19 protein-coding genes are annotated in these 21,012 nt (G+C 68.0%); 12 read left to right on the top strand and 7 right to left on the bottom strand.

What is annotated here, in order from left to right; genetic code table 11:
• Positions 1-21 precede the first annotated feature (21 nt).
• Both ACOZHM_RS11390 and ACOZHM_RS11395 read left to right on the top strand, forming a co-directional pair.
• Positions 22-570: a UPF0149 family protein gene (locus tag ACOZHM_RS11390; RefSeq protein ID WP_421569360.1), complete on the top strand. Its 549-nt coding sequence runs from the start codon at positions 22-24 to the stop codon at positions 568-570.
• A 7-nt stretch (positions 571-577) separates the two neighbouring features.
• Positions 578-1,906, top strand: coding sequence for an aminopeptidase P N-terminal domain-containing protein (locus ACOZHM_RS11395; RefSeq protein ID WP_421569402.1), 1,329 nt, complete (start codon positions 578-580; stop codon positions 1,904-1,906).
• Between the two features lie 621 nt (positions 1,907-2,527).
• Here the strand turns inward: ACOZHM_RS11395 and pepQ are convergent.
• The 7 genes from pepQ to rph form a co-directional block, all read right to left on the bottom strand.
• The gene (gene pepQ, locus ACOZHM_RS11400) at positions 2,528-3,850 is read right to left on the bottom strand and encodes a Xaa-Pro dipeptidase (RefSeq protein ID WP_421569361.1); all 1,323 of its coding nucleotides are present in this window, start codon (positions 3,848-3,850) and stop codon (positions 2,528-2,530) included.
• Between the two features lie 83 nt (positions 3,851-3,933).
• Entirely contained in the window at positions 3,934-4,281 is a 348-nt protein-coding gene (locus tag ACOZHM_RS11405) for a PilZ domain-containing protein (protein ID WP_421569362.1), read from the bottom strand.
• Positions 4,278-6,869 (bottom strand): DUF1631 domain-containing protein, encoded by a 2,592-nt coding sequence (locus tag ACOZHM_RS11410; protein ID WP_421569363.1) that lies wholly within the window; start codon positions 6,867-6,869, stop codon positions 4,278-4,280. The genes ACOZHM_RS11405 and ACOZHM_RS11410 overlap by 4 nt, the downstream gene beginning before the upstream one ends.
• A 120-nt stretch (positions 6,870-6,989) precedes the next feature.
• Positions 6,990-8,195, bottom strand: coding sequence for a radical SAM family heme chaperone HemW (gene hemW / locus ACOZHM_RS11415; RefSeq protein ID WP_421569403.1), 1,206 nt, complete (start codon positions 8,193-8,195; stop codon positions 6,990-6,992).
• 58 nt (positions 8,196-8,253) lie between these two features.
• Positions 8,254-8,847: an RdgB/HAM1 family non-canonical purine NTP pyrophosphatase gene (gene rdgB, locus ACOZHM_RS11420; RefSeq protein ID WP_421569364.1), complete on the bottom strand. Its 594-nt coding sequence runs from the start codon at positions 8,845-8,847 to the stop codon at positions 8,254-8,256.
• Entirely contained in the window at positions 8,844-9,233 is a 390-nt protein-coding gene (locus ACOZHM_RS11425; protein WP_421569365.1) for a VOC family protein, read from the bottom strand. Before ACOZHM_RS11425 ends, rdgB begins: the two co-directional genes overlap by 4 nt.
• Positions 9,230-9,958: a ribonuclease PH gene (gene rph, locus ACOZHM_RS11430; RefSeq protein ID WP_421569366.1), complete on the bottom strand. Its 729-nt coding sequence runs from the start codon at positions 9,956-9,958 to the stop codon at positions 9,230-9,232. The genes ACOZHM_RS11425 and rph overlap by 4 nt, the downstream gene beginning before the upstream one ends.
• Positions 9,959-10,078: 120 nt before the next feature.
• On the opposite strand from rph, the gene ACOZHM_RS11435 reads away from it, so the two are divergent.
• The 10 genes from ACOZHM_RS11435 (at position 10,079) to ACOZHM_RS11480 (ending at position 20,969) form a co-directional block, all read left to right on the top strand.
• On the top strand, positions 10,079-10,939 hold the full coding sequence (locus ACOZHM_RS11435) for a YicC/YloC family endoribonuclease (protein ID WP_421569367.1): 861 nt from the start codon (positions 10,079-10,081) through the stop codon (positions 10,937-10,939).
• Positions 10,936-11,601 carry a guanylate kinase gene (gmk, locus tag ACOZHM_RS11440; RefSeq protein ID WP_421569368.1) on the top strand — a complete coding sequence of 222 codons (666 nt, stop codon included), beginning with the start codon at positions 10,936-10,938 and terminating at the stop codon, positions 11,599-11,601. Before ACOZHM_RS11435 ends, gmk begins: the two co-directional genes overlap by 4 nt.
• Before the next feature lie 112 nt (positions 11,602-11,713).
• Positions 11,714-12,013, top strand: a complete 300-nt coding sequence (gene rpoZ, locus ACOZHM_RS11445) for a DNA-directed RNA polymerase subunit omega (RefSeq protein ID WP_005410877.1) — start codon at positions 11,714-11,716, stop codon at positions 12,011-12,013.
• A gap of 184 nt (positions 12,014-12,197) precedes the next feature.
• The gene (locus ACOZHM_RS11450) at positions 12,198-14,357 is read left to right on the top strand and encodes a RelA/SpoT family protein (RefSeq protein WP_421569369.1); all 2,160 of its coding nucleotides are present in this window, start codon (positions 12,198-12,200) and stop codon (positions 14,355-14,357) included.
• A gap of 146 nt (positions 14,358-14,503) precedes the next feature.
• Positions 14,504-14,890 carry a RidA family protein gene (locus tag ACOZHM_RS11455; RefSeq protein WP_421569370.1) on the top strand — a complete coding sequence of 129 codons (387 nt, stop codon included), beginning with the start codon at positions 14,504-14,506 and terminating at the stop codon, positions 14,888-14,890.
• An 8-nt stretch (positions 14,891-14,898) separates the two neighbouring features.
• Complete coding sequence (gene recG / locus ACOZHM_RS11460; RefSeq protein WP_421569371.1) at positions 14,899-17,010, top strand: ATP-dependent DNA helicase RecG; 2,112 nt, start codon at positions 14,899-14,901, stop codon at positions 17,008-17,010.
• A gap of 174 nt (positions 17,011-17,184) precedes the next feature.
• Positions 17,185-18,123, top strand: a complete 939-nt coding sequence (locus ACOZHM_RS11465) for a nucleoside hydrolase (RefSeq protein WP_421569372.1) — start codon at positions 17,185-17,187, stop codon at positions 18,121-18,123.
• A gap of 108 nt (positions 18,124-18,231) precedes the next feature.
• Positions 18,232-18,501 (top strand): type B 50S ribosomal protein L31, encoded by a 270-nt coding sequence (locus ACOZHM_RS11470; RefSeq protein WP_421569373.1) that lies wholly within the window; start codon positions 18,232-18,234, stop codon positions 18,499-18,501.
• 346 nt (positions 18,502-18,847) lie between these two features.
• Complete coding sequence (locus ACOZHM_RS11475; RefSeq protein ID WP_421569374.1) at positions 18,848-20,125, top strand: citrate synthase; 1,278 nt, start codon at positions 18,848-18,850, stop codon at positions 20,123-20,125.
• A 331-nt stretch (positions 20,126-20,456) separates the two neighbouring features.
• Entirely contained in the window at positions 20,457-20,969 is a 513-nt protein-coding gene (locus ACOZHM_RS11480; protein ID WP_421569375.1) for a CS1 type fimbrial major subunit, read from the top strand.
• The last annotated feature ends 43 nt before the right edge of the window (positions 20,970-21,012 follow it).

Below are 21,012 nucleotides of genomic sequence, written 5' to 3' on the forward strand. Positions count from 1 at the left end.
CCCACCTGATCGAGCCCCAAGATGACCGAACTTCCCAGTGTCAACGACGTAAACCAGGCCAGCCAGGCGGCGGGCCTTGGCGCCAATGCCGCCGAGCTGCACGGCGGCCTGTGCGGCTGGCTGTCCGCCGGCGGCGCGCCCGTGCGTGAATGGCCGGCACGGGTGCTGGCCGACGACAACCTGCCCACGCCCGTCGAGGGCGATGCCCTGGACCGCCTGCTGGGCGCCAGCGTTGCGCAGCTGGAAGACCGCGACTTCGCCTTCGAACTGCTGCTGAGCGATGCAGGCGACACCGCCGCGCAGGCCGACGCGCTTTTCACCTGGGCGCGCGCGTTCCTGGGCGGTTTCGGCCTGGGCGCGGGCCAGCAGCGCCCGACCCTGTCCGAAGAGGGCGACGAAGCGCTCAATGACCTGGCCAAGCTGGCGCAGGCGTCGAGCGAGGATTTCGAAAGCGGCAACGACGACGACGAAGATGCGCTGGCCGAGATCGAGGAGTTCATCCGCGTGGCCGTGCTGATCCTGCATGGCGACTGCGTGATGGCCGCGCGCCACCGGCAGCGTCTGAACTGAGATGGATATCCATCAGCTGACCGGTATCTCCGCCGCCGAGTACACCCGTCGTCGCCAGCAGTTGATGGAGATGGCCGGCGATGACGCCATTCTGGTGTTGCCGGCCGCTTCCGAGCGGGTGCGCAGCCTGGACACCCACTATCCGTTCCGCCAGGACTCGGATTTCTGGTACCTGAGCGGCTTCCCGGAGCCCGACGCGGTGCTCGTGCTCATTCCGGGCCGTCGCCACGGCGAGGTCATCCTGTTCTGCCGCGAGCGCGATGCCGACCGCGAGGCCTGGGACGGTGCGCGCGCGGGCCAGGAGGGCGCGGTGGCGCGCTACGGCATGGACGATGCCTATCCGATCGACGACCTGGACGACATCCTGCCCGGCCTGCTGGAGGGGCGTTCGCGGGTGTACTACCACTTCGGCCGTGACGCGGACTTCGATCTCAAGCTGATCGGCTGGGTGAACCAGGTGCGCGCGCAGGTCCGCCATGGCGCGCAGCCGCCGCATGAATTCCTCGAACTGGGCCACCTGCTGCACGAGCAGCGGCTGTTCAAGTCCACCGCGGAAATCGCGCTCATGCAGCGCGCGGCGGACATCACCGTGCAGGCCCATCGCGTGGCGATGCGCGTGGCGCGCCCGGGCATCCACGAATACGAACTGCAGGCCGACCTGGAACGCGAATTCCGCGCGAACGATGCCTGGGCCGCCTACGGCAGCATTGTCGGCGCCGGTGCCAATGGCTGCATCCTGCATTACCGCGACAACAATGCGCGCAGCCGCGACGGTGACCTGGTCCTGATCGACGCCGGCGCCGAATACCGTGGCTACGCAAGCGACATCACCCGCACCTTCCCGGTCAACGGCCGTTTCACGGCCGAGCAGCGCATCCTGCACGACCTGGTGGGGGCCGCGCAGGCAGCCGCGCTCGCCCAGGCGCGCCCGGGCGTGCCGTACGAGGCCGGCCACCTGGCGGCGGTCCACACCCTCACCGAAGGGCTGCTGCAGCTGGGCCTGCTCAAGGGCAACCTGGAAGAGAACATCGCCGAGGGCCATTACCAGCGCTTCTACCGGCACAAGACCGGCCATTGGCTGGGCCTGGACGTGCACGACGTAGGCGACTACCGCCTGGCGGGCGACTCGCGCCTGCTCGAAGTGGGCATGGCGTTCACCATCGAGCCGGGCCTGTACATCGGCGCAGACGACCGCAGCGTGGACGCGCGCTGGCGCGGCATCGGCATCCGCACCGAGGACGACGTGGTGATCACCGATACCGGCCACCACGTGCTCACGGCTGGTTTGGCGCGAAGTGCTGACGAGATTGAAGCGGAGATGGGCGCGGCTCGCTGACTGCTGATTGTTCGCGGAGAGCAGCGTTTCAGTTTCCGCGAGCTGGGGCGGCCGTCGGGCAGCCCCGCTCCGGGACACGCCGTGAACCCATCCATGGGGGCTGCTAGAAAACATCCATGTTTTCTAGCGTCCCTCCGGGGGCTACCCGCCGGCCGCCCCCGATAGATGGGCGCGTGCGGACGGATAGAGCAGACACGCAACAGAACCATGCCCCGTTGATGCGGATACCCCCGGGCGCGTGGCGACGCGTTCATCGTAATGGCGCACGCCGCTCATAGGGCGCGGCGTGTCCCTACGCCGCGGTTACGCCGCACGGGCCTGGGCCGGTAGCGTCGGTTCCCAAACGACGGCACGGAACACCACCGCGTCCGTTAACGCATGGAAATGATCGGCGCCGCTTTTGATCTTCTGCAGGCCAACAACACACCGTCGAGGGTCGGCGGGGGCGGGTTTGCGGGACTGTAGAAAACATGGATGTTTTCTACAAGCCCCCATGGATGGGTTTACGGCGTGTCCCGCAAACCCGCACCCGCCGGCCCAGCTCAGGCCATGCGAGGGCTACCGGCTGTTCGCCCAAATGCATGAAGCAGCGGGGCAGAGCCCCGCTCCACAGAACAGGATTTACTGCGCGAATTCCGGGCGCGTGAGGTTGTCCGCGTCGCCTTCGGTGCACAGCACCTCATCTTCGATGCGGATGCCGCCGTAGGGGCGGAAGTAGTCCACGCGGGCCCAGTCGATGCTGTCGGCCTGGCCGCGCTGCTTCACCTCGTCCAGCAGCATGTCGATGAAGTACAGACCCGGTTCGATCGTGACCACCATGCCCGGTTCCAGCGTGCGGGTCAGGCGCAGGTACGGGTGCCCCTGCGGGCGCTCCACGCGGCCGCCACGGTCGCTGGCCGCGAAGCCGGCCACATCGTGCACCTGCAGCCCGATCAGATGGCCCAGGCCGTGCGGGAAGAACGCCGCGCTGACGCCCGTGGCCAGTGCGGCTTCGGGAGAGACCTTGAGCACCCCGAAGTCCTTCAGGATGCCCATCAGCGACAGATGCGCGTCCACGTGCAACTGCTTGTAATCCACGCCGGCGCGTACGCCTGCGCCCATCTGCTGCTGCGCCACGTCCACCGCCTCGATCATCGCCTGGAACTCGGCATGCCCGGCGGCCGCATACGTGCGCGTGATGTCGCTGGCATAGCCGAATGCGCTCGCGCCGGCATCGATCAGGAAACTGCGCAGCGGCTGCGGCGCCGTGCGGCCCAGATCGGTGTAATGCAGCACCGCCGCGTGTTCGTTGAGGCCGATGATGTTGCCGTACGGCAGCTCGTTGGCGTCCTGGCCGACCGCGCTGCAGTACGCCATGTGGATCTCGAACTCGCTGGCACCGGCGCGGAATGCCGCCTCGGCCGCGCGATGGCCGCGTACGCCCAGGCGCTGGGCCTGGCGCATCAGCGCGATCTCGTACGGCGTCTTGTACGCGCGGTGCCAGTCCAGGTAGTGCAGCACCGGCTCGGGGTTGTTGGGCGTGAACGCGCCCAGCGCGCTCTGCGGTTCGCCCAGGATCGCGCAGCGCGCCGCGTCGCCCGGCAGAAGTGCCAGCGCCTGCTCCGGCGTGCGGATGATCTCGATATCGAAGTGCTCCACCCACCAGCCATTGGGGGCGTCGGGCACCACGTGCCAGTAATCGAACGGCTGGTGGAAGATTACCTTCGGGCGCTGGCCGGGCGTGTAGACCACCCAGCTGTTGGGCACCTTCGTCAGCGGCAGCCACGCCTTGAAATTCGGATTGACCGCATAGGGATAGTCGCGGTCGTCGAACGCCTGGTAATGCAGCGTGCCGCTGGGAATCACCAGATGGTCGAACCCGCCGCGCGCCAGCGCCTCGTCGGCGCGCTGGCAGAGCACCCGGACATGGTGGGAATACAGGGCGGCGAGGTCTGGCTGGTTCATCGCGGGAGGCTCGTTCAACAGTGCGGAATGCAGCCCCTGATTCTGCCGCAATCGCCCCGCGCGTGCTGTGCCGGAACCGGCACTCAGACTGCCGAAGCTTCCTGCGCGATCCAGTTCCGCAGCTGTTCGCGGTGTTCGCGCGCCAGCGTCAGGAAGCGGAAGCCGACCCAGGCCTGGCCGGGGGCGTGGGTCTGCTCGCACCACAGCAGGTGTGCGCCCACGTCCAGCAGCAGCGGCTGCCCCTGCGGGCCGGGGATCGCGAAGCGCAACTGGTACAGCGCGTCCTCGTGCATCGGCACCGACGCCAGCATCAGCATGCCGGTCTCGGACACATTGCCCAGCCGGCCGATCACCGCCTCGGCCATCATGTCGGTGACCGGGACCAGCTCGGCCACCTGGCGGCGCGGGGCGCGACGGGTATCGGTACTCACGGTGCGGCCTCCGCAGGGGTGCTGTTGCCGGCCAGCGAGCGCAGCGTGCGCAGCGTCGCCTGCCAGGCCCGGTCGATCAGGCGGCTCTTGTCCTCCGTGACCAGGCGCGCCTGCCCGTGGGCCATGAGCCGCGCCAGCGCGTCCAGCGAATGCTCGCCGACCTTCTGGCCGCGTGGATTGACGAACAACGCGTTGTCGGTGATCAGGCTGTACCAGGACAGGCGCTGGCGACGCAGGTCGCCCTGCTGGTTGGTGGTGAACTCGAACCAGGTCCCGAACGGCAACGTGCGTAGCTGCCGGTACCAGTCTTCTTCAGTCGGCGTGCGCGCCAGCGGCGCGGCGCGGCGGGTCTCGCCGCCCTCGCTCTGGTCGCCCAGCCGGGTCCGGGCGCGGATGCGCGCGGTCAGCTCGGTACGCGAACTGCTGTCGTCCTCGCCCCCCGGGGTGGACAGCCGGCGCGAGATCGCCGCGGCTTCATCCTGGTGGTAGCCCACCTGCAGCAGCGCGGCCTCGACCTGCTGGCCGAGCTCGACATCGCTCTCCGCGCTGCCGGGCGGCTGGCAGGTGACCTCCGCGATGCGCGCGGTTTCCTGTTCGCGCAGCTGCCACTGCTCGGAGCCTTCGCCGTTGCGCAGCAGGGTCAGGGTCAGCACGTCCGACCAGGCCTGCTTCAACAGCGACTGCACGAAACGCGGCGGGTCGGTCTGCACGCACAGCTGTTCGATGCTGGCACCGGCCTGCTGCTTGGCCGACTCCAGGCGCTCCTTGCCGCGCGCGGCTTCCACGTGGCGGCGTTCGGCCAGTTCGGCCTTGTGCGCCAGCGCGCGGAAGTGCTGCTGGATATCCTCGTTGGCCGCTTCAAAGACCGCGGCGTCGCCCTCGTAGTCGGCGACTACCTTGTCCACGGCCCGGTCCAGCTTCTGCACCAGCTGCGGGTCGACGTCGTCTTCGCCCAGCCAGTTGGCGCCGGCCTCGGCCACCGCATTGAGCAGCTCGCGCGCCGGGTGCTGGTCACGGACGAAGAATGCCGGGTCCGACAGCGCCGCGCGGGCCACCGGCACCTGCAGGCGGGTGAGCAGGTCGACCGCCGCCGCATCGGGGCGGACCTCGCGCTGGATCTGCCCGTACAGCATGTTGAGCAGGTCGAAGGTGTCGTTGTCCTTGACGGTCAGTGCCGCCTGCGGGCCGTGGTCGGCCCGCATCTGCGCAAGCAGGGCGTTGTGCAGGTCGGCCATGCTGCGGCGGATGGTGCCGATGCTGGCCGTCTGCGCCTGAAGCTTGGCCAGGGTGGCGTGCAGGGTGCTGCTGGAAACCGCCACGGGCGCCGCGTGTTCGCCCGCCGTCGGGGAACTGGACGGCGCGGGATCGGCCCCGCTGCTCTCGGGTGCGGCAGCGGTGGCAGGTGCGGTGCCGGATGCGGCCGGCGCCGTGCCCGGCGCGCCTGTAGCCGGAACAGCACCCGCCGCCCCTGCATGAGCCGGTGTTACGCCGCCCGGCCCGCCGGGATGGCCGGCACCCGGCGCTGCATTGGCACCTGCAACTGCACCCGGACCTGCGCTTGCCCCGGCCGCGCCGGACTGGGCATGGCGTGCGGCATCCAGCAGGTGGTGCAGTGCCGAGAGCGCCGGTGCGTTCATGTCCGCGGCGGCGGCGGGTTCGGGCGCCGTGGCCGGCGCAGTGGCAACCGGGCCGGCGGGTTCGGCTGCGGCCGGCAGCGCGCCGATGGCCTCGCTGGTCATCTGCGCCCAGCTGCTGGCGCTGGCCGAACCGCTCCAGCCGGTCAGCGGGCGACCGATGCTGCCCGGCTCGCGGGGCGGCGCGGTGGTGCTGGCGCGGTCGGCGCCGGGGCCGGTCACGATCCGGCGGGTGGTGGCCGAGCGTGCCAGGTACGGGGTGTAAACCAGGCCGGGCAGGATGCCTTCATGCGCCAGCAGGATGTTGGCGCGTTCCAGCAGCTCGCCCAGGCGTTCGATCAACTGCCGGTCGAACACCCGGAACAGGGCCAGCTGGGTTTCCAGGCCGAGCGCGAACTGCTCACCGAGGTCGCGGGTGATGCGGCACATCACGTACGGGCCGAACGGCAGGTCCTCGACGTCGAATTCGGGGCCGGCGGCCAGCACCGCGAAGCGCTGGCCCAGCAGTTGCAACGCGCTGGCCGAGCGCTGTGCCTCGCGGCGGGTGATGTCGGCCAGCACGATGTCGCGGTCGATATCGGTATCGGTGACCAGGGTCAGGGTGGTGGCCAGCACCGGCGCGGTGGCGGCGGGCAGGTGGCGCACGCGCGGTTCGCGCAGCCCGGCCAGCGCGGTGCCCAGTGCGTCGAGGAAGCGCGGGGCAAACTGCGCGTTGACCTCATGCAGGCGCCGGGTCTGGGCGAAGATGTCGGCCTGGATCTGGCTGTTGGGCGCGCGCTCGGCGTCGCGGAACAGCTCGCGTTCGAGCTCGACGATGGTCAGCTTGAGCGGATTGCCGAGGGTCTGCGCGGCCAGCGCATGCAGCGTGGCCAACAGGCGGCGCACGCGTGGCGGTGCATTGACCCCGGCAAACCGGGCCATGTCGGGCTGGGATGAAGGTGCGGACGCAGACATCCGTTGTAGGTTCCGGCTCCCCTGAGACCACAGAATCTACCGTTTTCACGCGATTACGGGTAGTGCCGGGCTCTGCCCGGCAAGCAGCGCCGGGACTCTACCCGGCAACCTGCCACGCCATCAGGGCAGGAACAACTCCACCACATCATTGGTAAACCGCCGGCCCAGCTCGGTCGGCTGCGCATGCTCGCCGTCCAGCGTCATCCAGCCGCGCGCGATGGCGGCCTGCAGCGGTGCGGCGATCTGCGCCCGGTCCAGCCCGGTGCGCGACTCGAAGTCGTTCAGCGCAAAGCCCTCGTGCAGGCGCAGCAGGTTGAGCATGTACTCGAACGGCAGGCGGTCGGCACTGATCACGTCATCGCCGCCGATCGCCGCGGCAGTGCCGGCGGTGTCCATGAACGTCTGCGGGTGCTTGTGCTTCCAGCGGCGCAGCACGTTCTGTTCGGCCCCGGAGCTGATCTTGCCGTGCGCGCCGGCGCCGATGCCGAGGTAGTCGCCGAAGCGCCAGTAGTTGAGGTTGTGCTGGCTCTGCCGCCCGGGGCGTGCGTAGGCGCTGACTTCGTACTGCGCATACCCCGCCTCGGCGAGCAGCCGCTGGCAGTGTTCCTGCATGTCCCACGCCGAGTCGTCGTCGGGGATGCCCTGCGGCGGCCGGGCGAAGAACACCGTGTTCGGTTCCAGCGTCAGCTGGTAGTGCGACAGGTGGGTGGGCTGCAGGGCGAAGGCGCGTTCCAGGTCGTGCTCGGCCTGCGCCAGCGTCTGCTGCGGCAACGCGTACATCAGGTCGATGTTGAAGTTGTCGTAGCCCGCGTCCTGGGCCAGCTTCACCGCACGCTCGGCTTCACCGCTGTCATGGATGCGGCCCAGCCGCTGCAGGGCTTCATCGTTGAAGGTCTGGATGCCGAAGCTGATCCGGTTCACCCCGGCCGCACGGTAGCGGTCGAAACGGCCGTGCTCGGCGGTGCCCGGGTTGGTTTCCAGGGTCACTTCCAGGTTCGGCGCGAAGCGCAGGCGTGCCGAGGCCGCCTGCAGGAAGCGGTCGATCGCCTCGGGCGGGAACAGGCTGGGCGTACCGCCACCGAAGAACACGCTGCTCACCACCCGGCCCCAGACCAGCGGCAGATCCTGGTCCAGATCGCGGATCAGCGCGTCGATGTAGGCCTCGAACGGCAGCTCGCCCTTGGCCGCATGCGAGTTGAAGTCGCAGTACGGACACTTGCGCACGCACCAGGGCAGGTGCACGTACAGCGACAGCGGCGGCGGCACCAGGATGACGCCGTGGTCGTGGTCGCAGTGTTCGCCAGGGTGGCAATGGTGGTCTGACATGGTGCTCATCGGTAGCGCCGGCCGTTGGCCGGCCCCCAGGGAAGTATCAACAAACGATTCAGATCAGCGCCGGCAATTTCTGCTTGAGCAGCTGCAACGCCTTGGCGCGGTGGCTCATGGCGTTCTTCAGGTCCGGCGCCATCTCCGCCGCGGTCTGCTGCAGCACCGGGTCCAGGAACAGCGGGTTGTAGCCGAAGCCGTGGCTGCCGCGCAGCTCGTCCAGGATTTCGCCTTCCCAGCTGCCTTCGCAGATCAGCGGCTGCGGGTCGTCGGCATGGCGCAGCAGCACGATCACCGCGTAGAAGCGCGCGCTGCGGCGCTCGGGCGGAACATCGCGCAGTGCCTCGAGCAGCTTGGCGTTGTTGGCGGCATCGTTGGTCGGGCTGCCGGCGTAGCGCGCGCTGTACAGGCCCGGTGCGCCATCGAGTGCGTCCACGATCAGGCCCGAGTCGTCGGCCAGCGCGGGCAGGCCGGTGCTGGCGCTGGCGTGGCGTGCCTTGATCAGTGCGTTCTCGACGAAGGTCAGGCCGGTCTCCGGCACATCGCTGACGCCCAGCTCGCCCTGCGCCACGATCTCCAACGGCAGGCCGCCGAGCATGGCCTGCAGTTCCTTCAGCTTGCCGGCGTTGCCGCTGGCCAGTACCAGTTTCATTGCTTGGGCTCCAGCAGGTCCCACGTATTGCCGTAGAGGTCGGCGAACACCGCGACCGTGGCATACGCTTCCTCGCGTGGGGTTTCGAGGAAGTTCACGCCGCGTGCCGTCATCGCGGCATGGTCGCGGTGGAAGTCGTCGGTGTGCAGGAAGAAGCCGACCCGCCCACCGGTCTGGTTGCCGATCCGGCTGCGCTGTTCATCGTTGCTGGCCCGGGCCAGCAGCAGCGCCGCGGCGCTGCCATCGGTCGGGCCGACCACCACCCAGCGCTTGCTGCCCTGGTCGATGTCTTCGAGCAGGCTGAAGCCGAGTTTGCCCGTGTACCAGGCAATCGCCTCGTCGTACTCGGCCACCACCAGGGTGGTCAGGGCGATGCGCCGGTTCACGGCTGCGCCAGTGCAGCCTGTTGGGCTGCGAACAGGTCGGTGATGCCCTTTTCGGCCAGTGCCAGTAGCGCGTCCAGCTCGTCGCGACGGAACGCGTGGCCTTCCGCGGTGCCCTGCAGTTCGATGAAGCCGCCGCCGTCGTTCATCACCACGTTCATGTCGGTGTCGCAGTCGCTGTCTTCGGCGTAATCCAGGTCCAGCACCGGGGTGCCGCGGTAGATCCCGACCGACACGGCAGCAACGGCACCGAAGATCGGGTTGCGCTTGATGTCGCCGCGCTTGATCAGGAAGTTCACCGCATCCACCAGCGCCACGTAGGCGCCGGTGATGGCGGCGGTACGGGTGCCGCCATCGGCCTGCAGCACATCGCAGTCCAGCGTGATGGTGCGCTCGCCGAGCGCGCCGCGGTCCACGCAGGCGCGCAGCGTGCGGCCGATCAGGCGCTGGATTTCCAGGGTGCGGCCGCCCTGCTTGCCACGGGCCGCCTCGCGGTCGTTGCGGGTGTGGGTGGAGCGCGGCAGCATGCCGTACTCGGCCGTGACCCAGCCTTCGCCCTTGCTGCGCAGGAAGCCCGGCACGCGGTTCTCCACGCTGGCGGTGCACAGCACGCGGGTTTCGCCGAAGCTGACCAGCACCGAGCCTTCGGCATGACGGGTGAAGGCGCGTTCGATGCGCACTTCGCGCAACTGGTCGGCCTGGCGGCCGCTGGGACGGGGATCGGACATGGATGGCTTCCGGTAAGACGGGGGATGCGGAACCGCGCCCGGACCGGGGACCGGCAGGCGAGGAGGCTGCAAAGAGACCGCTAGGGTACCATTTGCACTTTGAGAGCACCGGAAACCCCCATGATTCGAAGCATGACCGCCTATGCCGGCGGCGAGCGCGCCACCCCCTGGGGCACGCTTGCCTGTGAGCTGCGCTCGGTCAACCACCGGTTCCTGGAGGTGGGCGTGCGCCTGCCCGAGGAACTGCGTGCGCTGGAGCCGCAGCTGCGCGAGCGTGTCGCGAACCGCTGCAGCCGCGGCAAGATCGATCTGGTCATGCGCCTGCGTGCGCCGGAGGTCACCGGCGCGCTGGTGGTCAACGACGCGCTGCTGGGCCAGCTCGGTGAGCTGGCCACGCGCCTGGCGGCAGGCTTCCCCAGCCTGCAGGTGAGCTTCACCGAGCTGCTGCAGGTGCCGGGCGTGATGCAGGGCGAGGCGGTGGATGCCGCCGCACTGCACGCCGAGGCGCTGGCGCTGCTGGAAACCACCCTGGACGGCTTCGTGGCCGCCCGCGAGCGCGAGGGCGACAAGCTGGCCGCCGCGATCCAGGAGCGGGTTGATGGCGTGGAGCGCATCGCCGCCGAGGTCACCACCCTGATTCCGCTCATCCGCGAAGGGCAGCGCACCAAGCTGGCCGCCCGTCTGGCCGACCTGCCGCACCCGGTCGACCCCGGCCGCGCCGAGCAGGAACTGGTGATGTGGCTGCAGAAGCTGGACGTGGATGAAGAGCTGGACCGCCTGCGCAGCCACATTGTCGAGATCCGCCGGGTGTTCACCCAGCGCGAGCCGGTGGGCCGCCGCCTGGACTTCCTGCTGCAGGAGTTCAACCGCGAGGCGAACACCCTGGGCTCCAAGTCGGTGGACAGCCGCACCTCCAATGCCGCGGTCGAGCTGAAGGTGTTGATCGACCAGATCCGCGAACAGGTGCAGAACATCGAATGAGCAGCCAGCCCGTCCAGAACGCGGAAACGGCCCGCGGCACCCTCTACATCGTGGCCGCACCCTCCGGCGCCGGCAAAAGCAGCATCGTCAACGCGACCCTGGCACGCGACTCGCAGATCGCGCTGTCGATCTCGTTCACCTCGCGCGCCATGCGCCCGGGTGAAGTGAACGGCGAGCACTACCACTTCGTCAGCGCCCCCGAGTTCGAGCGGATGATCGCCGCAGGCGACTTCTTCGAACATGCCTGGGTGCATGGCGACTGGAAGGGCACCGCCCGCCAGTCGGTCGAGCCGCAGCTGTCGGCCGGCCAGGACGTGCTGCTGGAGATCGACTGGCAGGGCGCCCAGCAGGTGCGCCAGCTGGTGCCCGGCACGGTGACGGTGTTCATCCTGCCGCCCTCGAAGCAGGCGCTGCAGGACCGCATGCGCAAGCGCGGGCAGGACAGCGAGGCGGTGATCGCCCAGCGGCTGTCGGCCGCGCGCGAGGAAATGCTGCACTTCAATGACTTCGACTACGTCATCGTCAACGAGGTGTTCGAGACGGCCGTGGACGAGCTGTGCGCCATCTTCACGGCCAGCCGGCTGCGCCGGGAGGCCCAGAAGGTCCGCCACGCGGGGCTTATCCAGGCCCTGCTGACCCAGGATTCAGTGGCAACTGACTGATTCACAAGGGGCGGGTAGCGGGTTGGCTTGATTTTGTCCAGCCCCCGCCGGTACAATCCGTCCCCTTTCCCTCATTCGATTGAGCAGCCCTTACCGGCTGCCGGGAGCCCGCATGGCCCGCATCACCGTAGAAGATTGTCTGGAAGTCGTGAACAACCGTTTCGAACTGGTCATGATGGCGTCCAAGCGCGCCCGTCAGCTGGCCAATGGCGTCCAGGCCACTCTGGACAACAGCGAAACCGAAGACAAGCCGACCGTGCTGGCGCTGCGCGAAATTGCCGCCCGCAAGATCGACAACGCCCTGATCGACGAAGTCGAGAAGGCCGAGCGCGAGCGTGCCGAGCGTGAAGCGCTGGAGTGGGCCGCGGCGGAAGTTGTTGCCGACGAAGACATGTCCAAGAACGACGACTGATCGCCCACGATCGTTCGTTGTTGCTGCAGACAGCCCGCCATGTGCGGGCTGTCTGCATTTCGGGGGCCGGAATGCACCGTTGTCCATGACGCGGCAGGTCACGACCGTTGGTCGTGACGCATCTGACGCTCGGTCATGTCGCAATAGTTTGCCGTTATCACGTGGCTGGAATAGTCTTCCAGCCATGAACCCAGGCCCCTCTGCCAAGGTCGCCGCGTCACCCGGCGCGGCCGTACCCGACTACGTCCTCCAGCTCGAACGCGCGGCGCACTACCTGCCGCCCGATCAGCTGCCGCTGCTTCGCCGTGCCTGGGAAGTGGGTGCGTCGGCGCATGCCGGCCAGACGCGCAAGTCCGGCGAGCCCTATATCACCCATCCGGTTGCGGTGGCGCAGGTGTTGGCCGAGCTTGGGCTGGACGTGGAAGCGTTGATCGCGGCGATCCTGCACGACACCATCGAAGACACGCCGCTGACCCGCGAGGCGCTGGCCGCCGAGTTCGGCGAGGCGGTGGCCGAGCTGGTCGACGGCGTCACCAAGCTGGACAAGCTGAAGTTCCGCGACCGCCAGGAAGCGGCCGCAGAGAGCTTCCGCAAGATGCTGCTGGCGATGTCGCGCGACCTGCGCGTGATCATGATCAAGCTCGCCGACCGCCTGCACAACATGCGCACGCTGGGCGCGCAGAGCCGTGAGGCGCGCGGCCGCATTGCCCGCGAGACCCTGGAAATCTACGCCCCCATCGCGCAGCGGCTGGGCATGAGCCTGGTCAAGAGCGAGCTGCAGAACCTGGGCTTCAAGGCGCTGTATCCGTGGCGCCACGCGATCCTGGAAAAGCACATCCGCAGCCAGCCGGTGGTGCGCCGCGAGGCGATGGCGCAGGTGGAAGTGCAGCTCTCGCAGCGCTTGGCCAAGGAAGGGCTTGAACACCGGCTGGTGAGCCGGATCAAGACGCCGTGGAGCATCTACAACAAGATGTGCGACGAGAACAAATCCTTTGACCAGGTCATGGATGTGTTCGGCTTCCGGCTGGTGGTGCGCAGCGTACCCAACGCCTACCACGCACTCGGCGCGGTGCATGCCACGTTCAAACCGCTGGACGGGCGTTTCCGCGATTTCATCGCCATTCCCAAGGCCAACGGCTACCAGTCGTTGCACACGGTGCTGTTCGGGCCGTACGGTTCGCCGATCGAGGTGCAGATCCGCACCGAGGAAATGGACCTCATCGCCGAACGCGGCGTGGCCGCGCACTGGACCTACAAGTTCGGCGGCGACAGCCCCAACAGCGCGCAGAGCCGCGCGCATGCCTGGATCGTGGAGCTGATCGATTCGCAGCGCGCCGCCGGCTCGTCGCTGGAATTCCTGGACAACGTGAAGGTCGACCTGTTCCCGGACGAGGTCTACCTGTTCACCCCGAAGGGCAAGATCCTGGCGCTGCCGCGCAACTCCACCGCGCTGGACTTCGCCTATGCGGTGCATACCGACGTGGGCAACATGGCGGTGGCCTCGCGCGTGGACAAAAAGCTGGTGCCGCTGCGCACCAAGCTGGTCAGCGGCCAGACCGTGGAAGTGATCACCGCGCGCTCGGCCACGCCCAAGCCGCAGTGGCTGGAGTTCGTGGTCAGTTCCAAGGCCCGCACCGCGATCCGCCACCAGCTCAAGCAGCTGGAGCACGAAGACGCCGTGCAGCTGGGCCACCGCATGCTCGACCGCGCGCTGGAGGCGATGGACAGTTCGCTCGAACGCCTGCCCAAGGGCCGGCTGGACGCGTTCCTGGCCGAACACCGCTACCCGCGCCTGGAGGCGCTGCTGGCCGAAGTGGCGCTGGGCAACTGGATGCCCAACCAGGCGGCGCAGGCGCTGATGGCCTACGCCGAACTGCGTGGCGGCGCGCATTCCAAGCATTCGCAGGAAAAGATCCTGATCAACGGCAGCGAGCGCGGCGTGGTGACCTTCGCCAACTGCTGCCAGCCGATTCCCGGCGACGACATCATGGGCTACCACACCGCCGGCAAGGGCATCGTGGTGCACCGCCTGGATTGCCCGAACCTGGCCGAGCTGCGCAAGTCGCCGGAGCGCTGGGTGCCGATCGGCTGGGACACCACCGTGTCCGGCGACTACGACACCGCGCTGGTGGTCGAAGTGGAAAATGGCACCGGCGTGCTGGCCCAGCTGGCGGCGGCGATCGCGCAGAGCCATTCGAACATCGAACGGGTGGATTACCTGGACCGCGACTTCAACGCCGCGGTGCTGGCGTTCAACATCCAGGTCCGCGACCGCAACCACCTGGCCGAGGTCATGCGCCGGTTGCGGCGTCTGTCGGTCGTGCAATCGGTCCGCCGCCAATAACCGGCGTTCCGGCACCGCGCGGACACGCATGGCGTGTCCCTACGCGAGCGACACGCCATGCGTGTCCTCGCGGTCCGTCACCCACCGACCCGCCCAAACAGCCGGAACCGATACAATAGCGGCTCTCTCGTTTTGAAGGACGCCCCATGTCCCGCCAGATCATCAACACCGAAAAGGCACCCGCCGCGATTGGTCCGTATTCGCAGGCCGTGCGCGCGGGCAACACCGTGTACTTCTCCGGCCAGATTCCGCTGGACCCGGCCACCGGCGACATCGTCGGCGCGGGTGACATCGAGGCGCAGGCCCGCCGCGCGTTCGACAACCTCAAAGCCGTGGCCGAAGCTGCCGGCGGTTCGCTGGACAAGGTCGTGCGTCTTGGTCTGTACCTGACCGACCTGGCCGAGTTCGCCAAGGTCAATGCGGTCATGCAGGACTACTTCCAGGCCCCGTTCCCGGCCCGTTCCACCATCGAAGTCTCCGGTCTGCCGAAGGGTGCGAACTTCGAGGTTGACGCGGTGATGGTCATCGACTGACCCGCCACGTGGCGCGCAAGTCGGTTGCGACCCCGGCGCTGGCGCCGGCCGGCGAAGCCACCCTGGCGATGCTGGCCGGGGTCGGCCCGGCCGTGGCCGCCAAGCTGCAGGCGCGGGGCCTGGTCACCCTGCAGGACCTGTGGCTGCACCTGCCGCTGCGCTATGAAGACCGCACCGCGCTGACCCGCATCCAGGACCTGCGCAACGGCGTGGCCGCCCAGGTGGATGTGCGGGTGGTGAAGGTCGAACGCGGCATGCGTTACCGGCCGACGCTGAAGGTGGCGGTGGAGGATGAAGGGCAGGGCACCCTGGTGCTGCGCTTCTTCCACTTCCGCCAGCAGCAGGTGGCGCAGTTTGCGGTCGGTACCCGGCTGCGTTGCTTCGGCACGCCCAAGCCGGGCCAGCTGGGGCTGGAAATCGTCCACCCCAGTTACCAGGTCCTCGGCAGCAGCGAGGCGCCGGCGCTGGGCGACAGCCTGGACCCGGTGTACCCCACCGTGGAAGGCATGGGCCCGGCCACCCTGCGCAAGCTGATCGGCCAGGCGCTGGACCGCCTGCCGCAGGACGACGCACTCGAATTGTTGCCGGCCGGCTGGCTCGACGGGCTGTCGCTGCCGTCGTTGCGCAGCGCGCTGCTGACCGTGCACCGGCCGCCGCCGGACGCCAACCTGGCCGCCCTGGCCGCAGGGATCCATCCGGCCCAGCGCCGCCTGGCGCTGGAAGAGCTGCTGGCCCACCACCTCAGCCTGCGCCGCCAGCGCATCGCATTGCAGGCGCACCACGCGCCGCCGCTGGCCGGCCCGGGGCGCTTGGCCAATGCGTTGCTCAAGCAGCTGCCGTTCGCCTTGACCGGTGCCCAGCAGCGGGTGTTCAAGCAGATCCGCGACGACCTGGTCCGGCCCAGCCCGATGCTGCGGCTGGTGCAGGGCGATGTCGGTTCGGGCAAGACCGTCGTCGCCGCGCTGGCGGCGATGCTGGCGGTGGAGCAGGGCAAGCAGGTGGCGCTGGCCGCGCCGACCGAACTGCTGGCCGAGCAGCACCTCAACAACCTGCGGGGCTGGCTGGAGCCGCTGGGCGTGCGCGTGGCCTGGCTGGCCGGCAAGGTCACCGGCAAGGCGCGCGCCAAGGTGCTCGAACAGGTGGCCAACGGCGAAGCGCAGGTGGTGGTGGGTACCCACGCGCTGATGCAGGAGGCGGTGGTGTTCCAGGACCTGGCACTGGCGATCGTGGACGAGCAGCACCGCTTCGGCGTGCACCAGCGGCTGGCGCTGCGCGACAAGGGCGCGGGTGGGCGCAGCGTGCCGCACCAGCTGGTGATGACCGCCACGCCCATTCCGCGCACGCTGGCGATGTCCGAATACGCCGACCTGGACGTGTCGGCCATCGATGAGCTGCCCCCCGGGCGCACCCCGGTGCAGACCGTGGCGCTCAACAACGACCGTCGACCCGAACTGATCGAGCGCATCGCGCTGGCCTGCCGCGAGGGCCGCCAGGTGTACTGGGTGTGCACCCTCATCGAGGAGAGCGAGGAGCTCGACGCCACCCCGGCCCAGGCCACGTTCGACTCGCTGCAGGCGCTGCTGCCCGGCGTGCGCGTGGGGCTGGTGCATGGGCGGCTGAAGGCGAGCGAGAAGCTGGCGACCATGGTCGCGTTCAAGGCCGGCACCATCGACCTGCTGGTGGCCACCACGGTGATCGAAGTGGGCGTGGACGTGCCCAACGCTTCGCTGATGGTGATCGAGAATGCCGAGCGCCTCGGGCTGGCGCAGCTGCACCAGTTGCGCGGGCGGGTGGGGCGCGGGTCGGCGGTGTCGCGTTGCGTGCTGCTGTACCAGGCCCCGCTGTCGGCCATGGCGCGCGAGCGGCTGGAGACCATGCGGCAGACCAACGATGGCTTCCTGATTGCCGAAAAGGACCTGGAGCTGCGCGGTCCGGGTGAACTGCTGGGCACCCGCCAGACCGGCCTGGCCGGCTTCCGCATGGCCGACCTGGCGCGCGACGCCGACCTGTTGCCGGGGGTGCATGCGCTGGCCGAGCGCCTGTTGGCCGATGCGCCGGAAGCAGCGGACAGAATCGTCAATAGATGGATTGGCAGCGCTGTCCGATACGCTGGCGCATGAAGCCCCCTGAGTCAGGGGGCGGCCGCGAAGCGGCGGGGGTATGGGTGATGGTAAGAGGGGCCCGCGCGTTGCGCAGCAAGGCGTGGGGCGTCAGCGTGCATGCGGCGGCGCTTCCCCTTGTATTTGTCATCTTCGGGTGCGAAAGTCCCTTGCCGCTAGATAAAGACGGCACGCATGACCAAGAAGATTCCGCTGTTGATCGACACCGATCCGGGTGTCGATGACGCTCTGGCCCTGTTGATGGCCTTTGCCGATGAACGCCACGATGTTGTTGGCCTGACCATCGCTGCCGGCAATGTCGGCCTGGACCACACGGTCCGCAATGCACTGAAGCTGTGCGAAGTGGCCGGCCGTGAAGACGTGCCGGTGTATGCCGGCACCCCGGACCCGCTGCTGCACCCCTCGGTCGATGCCGCCCACGTGCATGGCGCCGATGGCTTTGGCGACGTCAACCTGCCGGCCGCCAAGCGCCAGGCCGAGGCCGAGCATGCCGCGCTGGCCATCCTGCGCCTCTCGCACCAGTACGCCGGCGAGCTGTTCCTGGTCGCACTGGGTCCGCTGACCAACCTGGCCCTGGCGCTCAAGCTCGATCCCACCCTGCCGCAGCGCGTGAAGCGCTTCCTGGTGATGGGCGGGGCAGTGACCTGCCACGGCAACATCACCCCGGCGGCCGAATTCAACATCGCCTTCGATCCCGAAGCGGCCCACGTGGTGTTCACCGGCTTCCCGCAGATCGAAGTGGCCGACTGGGAGGCCACGGTCGCCCACGGCCTGCTGCACAAGGATGTCGAGCAGTGGCTGGCCTTCGACAGCGACAAGGCGCGCTTCTACGAGCTGATTTCGCGGCAGACCCGGCTCTGGTCGGAAGACAGCCGCGGCGACCGCTGGTTTGCCGCCGACGCCCTGGCCATGGCCTGGGCGCTGCAGCCCGAAGGTGCGCTGCGGGTCGAATCGCGCCCGCTGAACGTGGAGCTGGCCGGCGTGCACAGCCGGGGTGCTACCATTGTGGACTGGAACCGCCAGACCGGGCAGCCGGACAACACGCAGCTGCTGATGGCCTACGACCAGGGGCGCTTCGAAGCCCAGGTCCGGGCCGCGCTCGGGGTCCAGTAAGGCCGCCACGGCGGGCCTGTTCATGTAGCGGGGGTCCCGGCTTGCCCTTGACGGGTGCCGGGACTATAATGCCGCGCTTACGTTTTTCATATTCTCTACGGTGTGTCCATGAAGGCCGATATCCATCCGAACTACCGTGACGTCGTGTTTCAGGACGTCACCTCCGATTTCAAGATCCTGACCCGTACCACCATGGCTTCGAAAGAAACCACCACGTGGGAAGACGGCAATGAGTACCCGCTCATCAAGATCGAAATCTCGTCCGCCTCGCACCCGTTCTACACGGGCAAGCACAAGGTGATCGACACCAGCGGCCGTATCGACAAGTTCCAGAAGCGTTTCGGCAAGCCGGCTCCGGCTGCTGCTGCTGCCGAATAAGCGGTCGACGCTGCTGCATGAAAACAACGGTCGCCCAGGCGGCCGTTGTTTTTTTGTGTCTGCGATCCGGTGGCGCCGCACGCGTGGCGCGAACCCTGCTGCTGCATGAACGGCGGTTCATAAATTCACCCGGCAGGGTGCAACGCAGTGTCCGAAGCAGCCTGTCCGAGGCGCCGCGCGCCTTGCGTGCGTGGGGCTGGGCGCGTGTCCGTCTACGACTTCCGTCCTAGGGCGTGGCAAATGTTGCTGTGCGATAATGGCGTGATCCACAGCACAGGTTGTGGACTTCATTCACGTGCCCGCCCCATGCGCTTGGGTGGGCGCCTTCCCCTGAGGAGCGCACACAGTGTCCGATCTTGATCAGGTCACGCTCAACGCCGGCGACAAGTCGGTTGTTCTGCCTGTCATCAAACCCACGCTCGGCAACGATTGCGTCGATATCGCGAAGCTGACCAAGGAAACCGGTCTCTTCACCTACGACTCCGGCTTCACCGCCACCGCCAGCTGCAAGTCCGCCATCACCTACATCGACGGTGACAAGGGTGTGCTGCTGTATCGCGGCTACCCCATCGAACAGCTGTCGGAGAAGTCCAGCTACGTCGAAGTGGCCTACCTGCTCATCAACGGCGAGCGTCCGAGCGCCGAGCAGCTGAAGGCCTTCACCGACGAGCTGGCGGCCGAAGCCAACGTCGATGCGTCGATCAACACCCTGATCGGCAGCTTCGCCAAGGACGCCCATCCGATGGCGATCCTGACCGCCGCCATCGCGCAGCTGTCGGGCATCTACCACGCCTCGCTGGACCTGTCCGACGCCGAGCAGCGCCGCCAGGCCGCCGTGCGCCTGATCGCCAAGGTGCCGACCCTGTCGGCCCTGATCTACCGCCACGGCAAGGGCCTGCCGGCCAACAAGCCGGATACCTCGCTGGACTACGTCAGCCGCTTCCTGAAGCAGACCTTCGAGTCGGCCGATGGCCAGTACGAGCTGAACCAGGACGTGGTCAAGGCACTCGACCTGCTGTTCATCCTGCATGCCGACCACGAGCAGAACGCCTCCACCTCGACGGTGCGCCTGGTCGGTTCGACCGGTGCCAACCCGTACGCGTCGGTCGCCGCTGGCGTCACCGCGCTGTGGGGTCCGGCCCACGGCGGTGCCAACGAAGCCGTGCTGAAGATGCTCGAAGAAATCGGTTCGGCCGACAACGTCGAGTCGGCCGTGGTCAAGGCCAAGGACAAGACCTCGGGCTTCCGCCTGATGGGCTTCGGTCACCGCGTGTACAAGAACTTCGACCCGCGCGCCAAGGTCATCGGCGAGATGACCGGCAAGGTGCTCAAGCAGCTGGGCGTGCAGGATCCGCTGCTGGACGTGGCCGTGAAGCTGGAACAGGCCGCGCTGCAGGACGAGTACTTTGTTGCCCGCAAGCTGTACCCGAACGTCGATTTCTACAGCGGCATCATCTACAAGGCGCTGCAGATCCCGACCGAAATGTTCACCGTCATGTTCGCCCTCGGCCGTACCTCCGGCTGGGTCGCACATTGGCTGGAACAGCAGGTCGATCCGGAAATGAAGATCGGCCGTCCGCGCCAGGTCTACACCGGCAGCGACGTGCGCGACTACCAGGGCTGATGGCCCTGCTGTAACGCGATGAAAGAACGCCTCCGCAAGGAGGCGTTTTTTTTTTGCGATGACGCGTTTGGCGACAGAACGTCACTCCGCCATGCGGCGGCGAGCATAGGGCAAGGTTGGTCGTCATGCGTATCCGCAGCGCTCGGAATGCTTGCGTTGCAGCAGGTTCGCGCGCGCTGTCGCAGAACCGTGTACCGCGCCATCGGTTTAAGAATGGTTGAGTGGGGGCGCGCACGGCGTTTGCCTAACGTGATCGTGTCGCCGGCACCGCATATGGCCGTGCTGCCGACCACCTCGAACGAGGTGCTTTTCAATCACGGGAGAGAGACTCATGTACCGCACTCTGAAGCAGGCCGCGTTGGGCCTGGCGATCTGCACCGCCGCACTGTCCGTCCATGCCGCCGAAGCGCATATCACCGTCTGGGCGAACGTCGACCCGACCCTGTCGCTGCTCAAGGCCGATGGCAGTGCGCTTCCCGATGCCGTGCAGCTGCCGTACCGCGCCGGGCAGGGATTGAGCAGCTGGAGCGAGCGCGTGCGCGTGTTCTCCAATGACACCAGCCTGGACGTGGATGTGCGCCTTGCCGAACCGGCCGTGCTGATGCCCAAAGTGACCGCCGCCGGCGCAGTCGATGTGCCGCTGGCCGTCAGCCTCAATGGTCGCGAGCTGGGCCTGGCTCCCATCGCCTTTACGTCCGACCAGCTGTTCCAGGGCGCCATCCCCGGCGCGTCCATCGAAATGCCGCTGACGGTGGCCCAGGCAACGCCGGGGCCGATCGCGGCCGCCGGCCTCTACGACGGCCCCGTCAGCCTCGTGCTGGTGCAGAAGGCCAGCAGCCTCTGACCGACCACGCCGGTGTCGGCCTTCGCAGGCCGGCAACCGTGCG

Source organism: Stenotrophomonas sp. PD6, assembly GCF_049199305.1.
In the GTDB taxonomy this organism is placed as follows: Bacteria; Pseudomonadota; Gammaproteobacteria; order Xanthomonadales; family Xanthomonadaceae; genus Stenotrophomonas.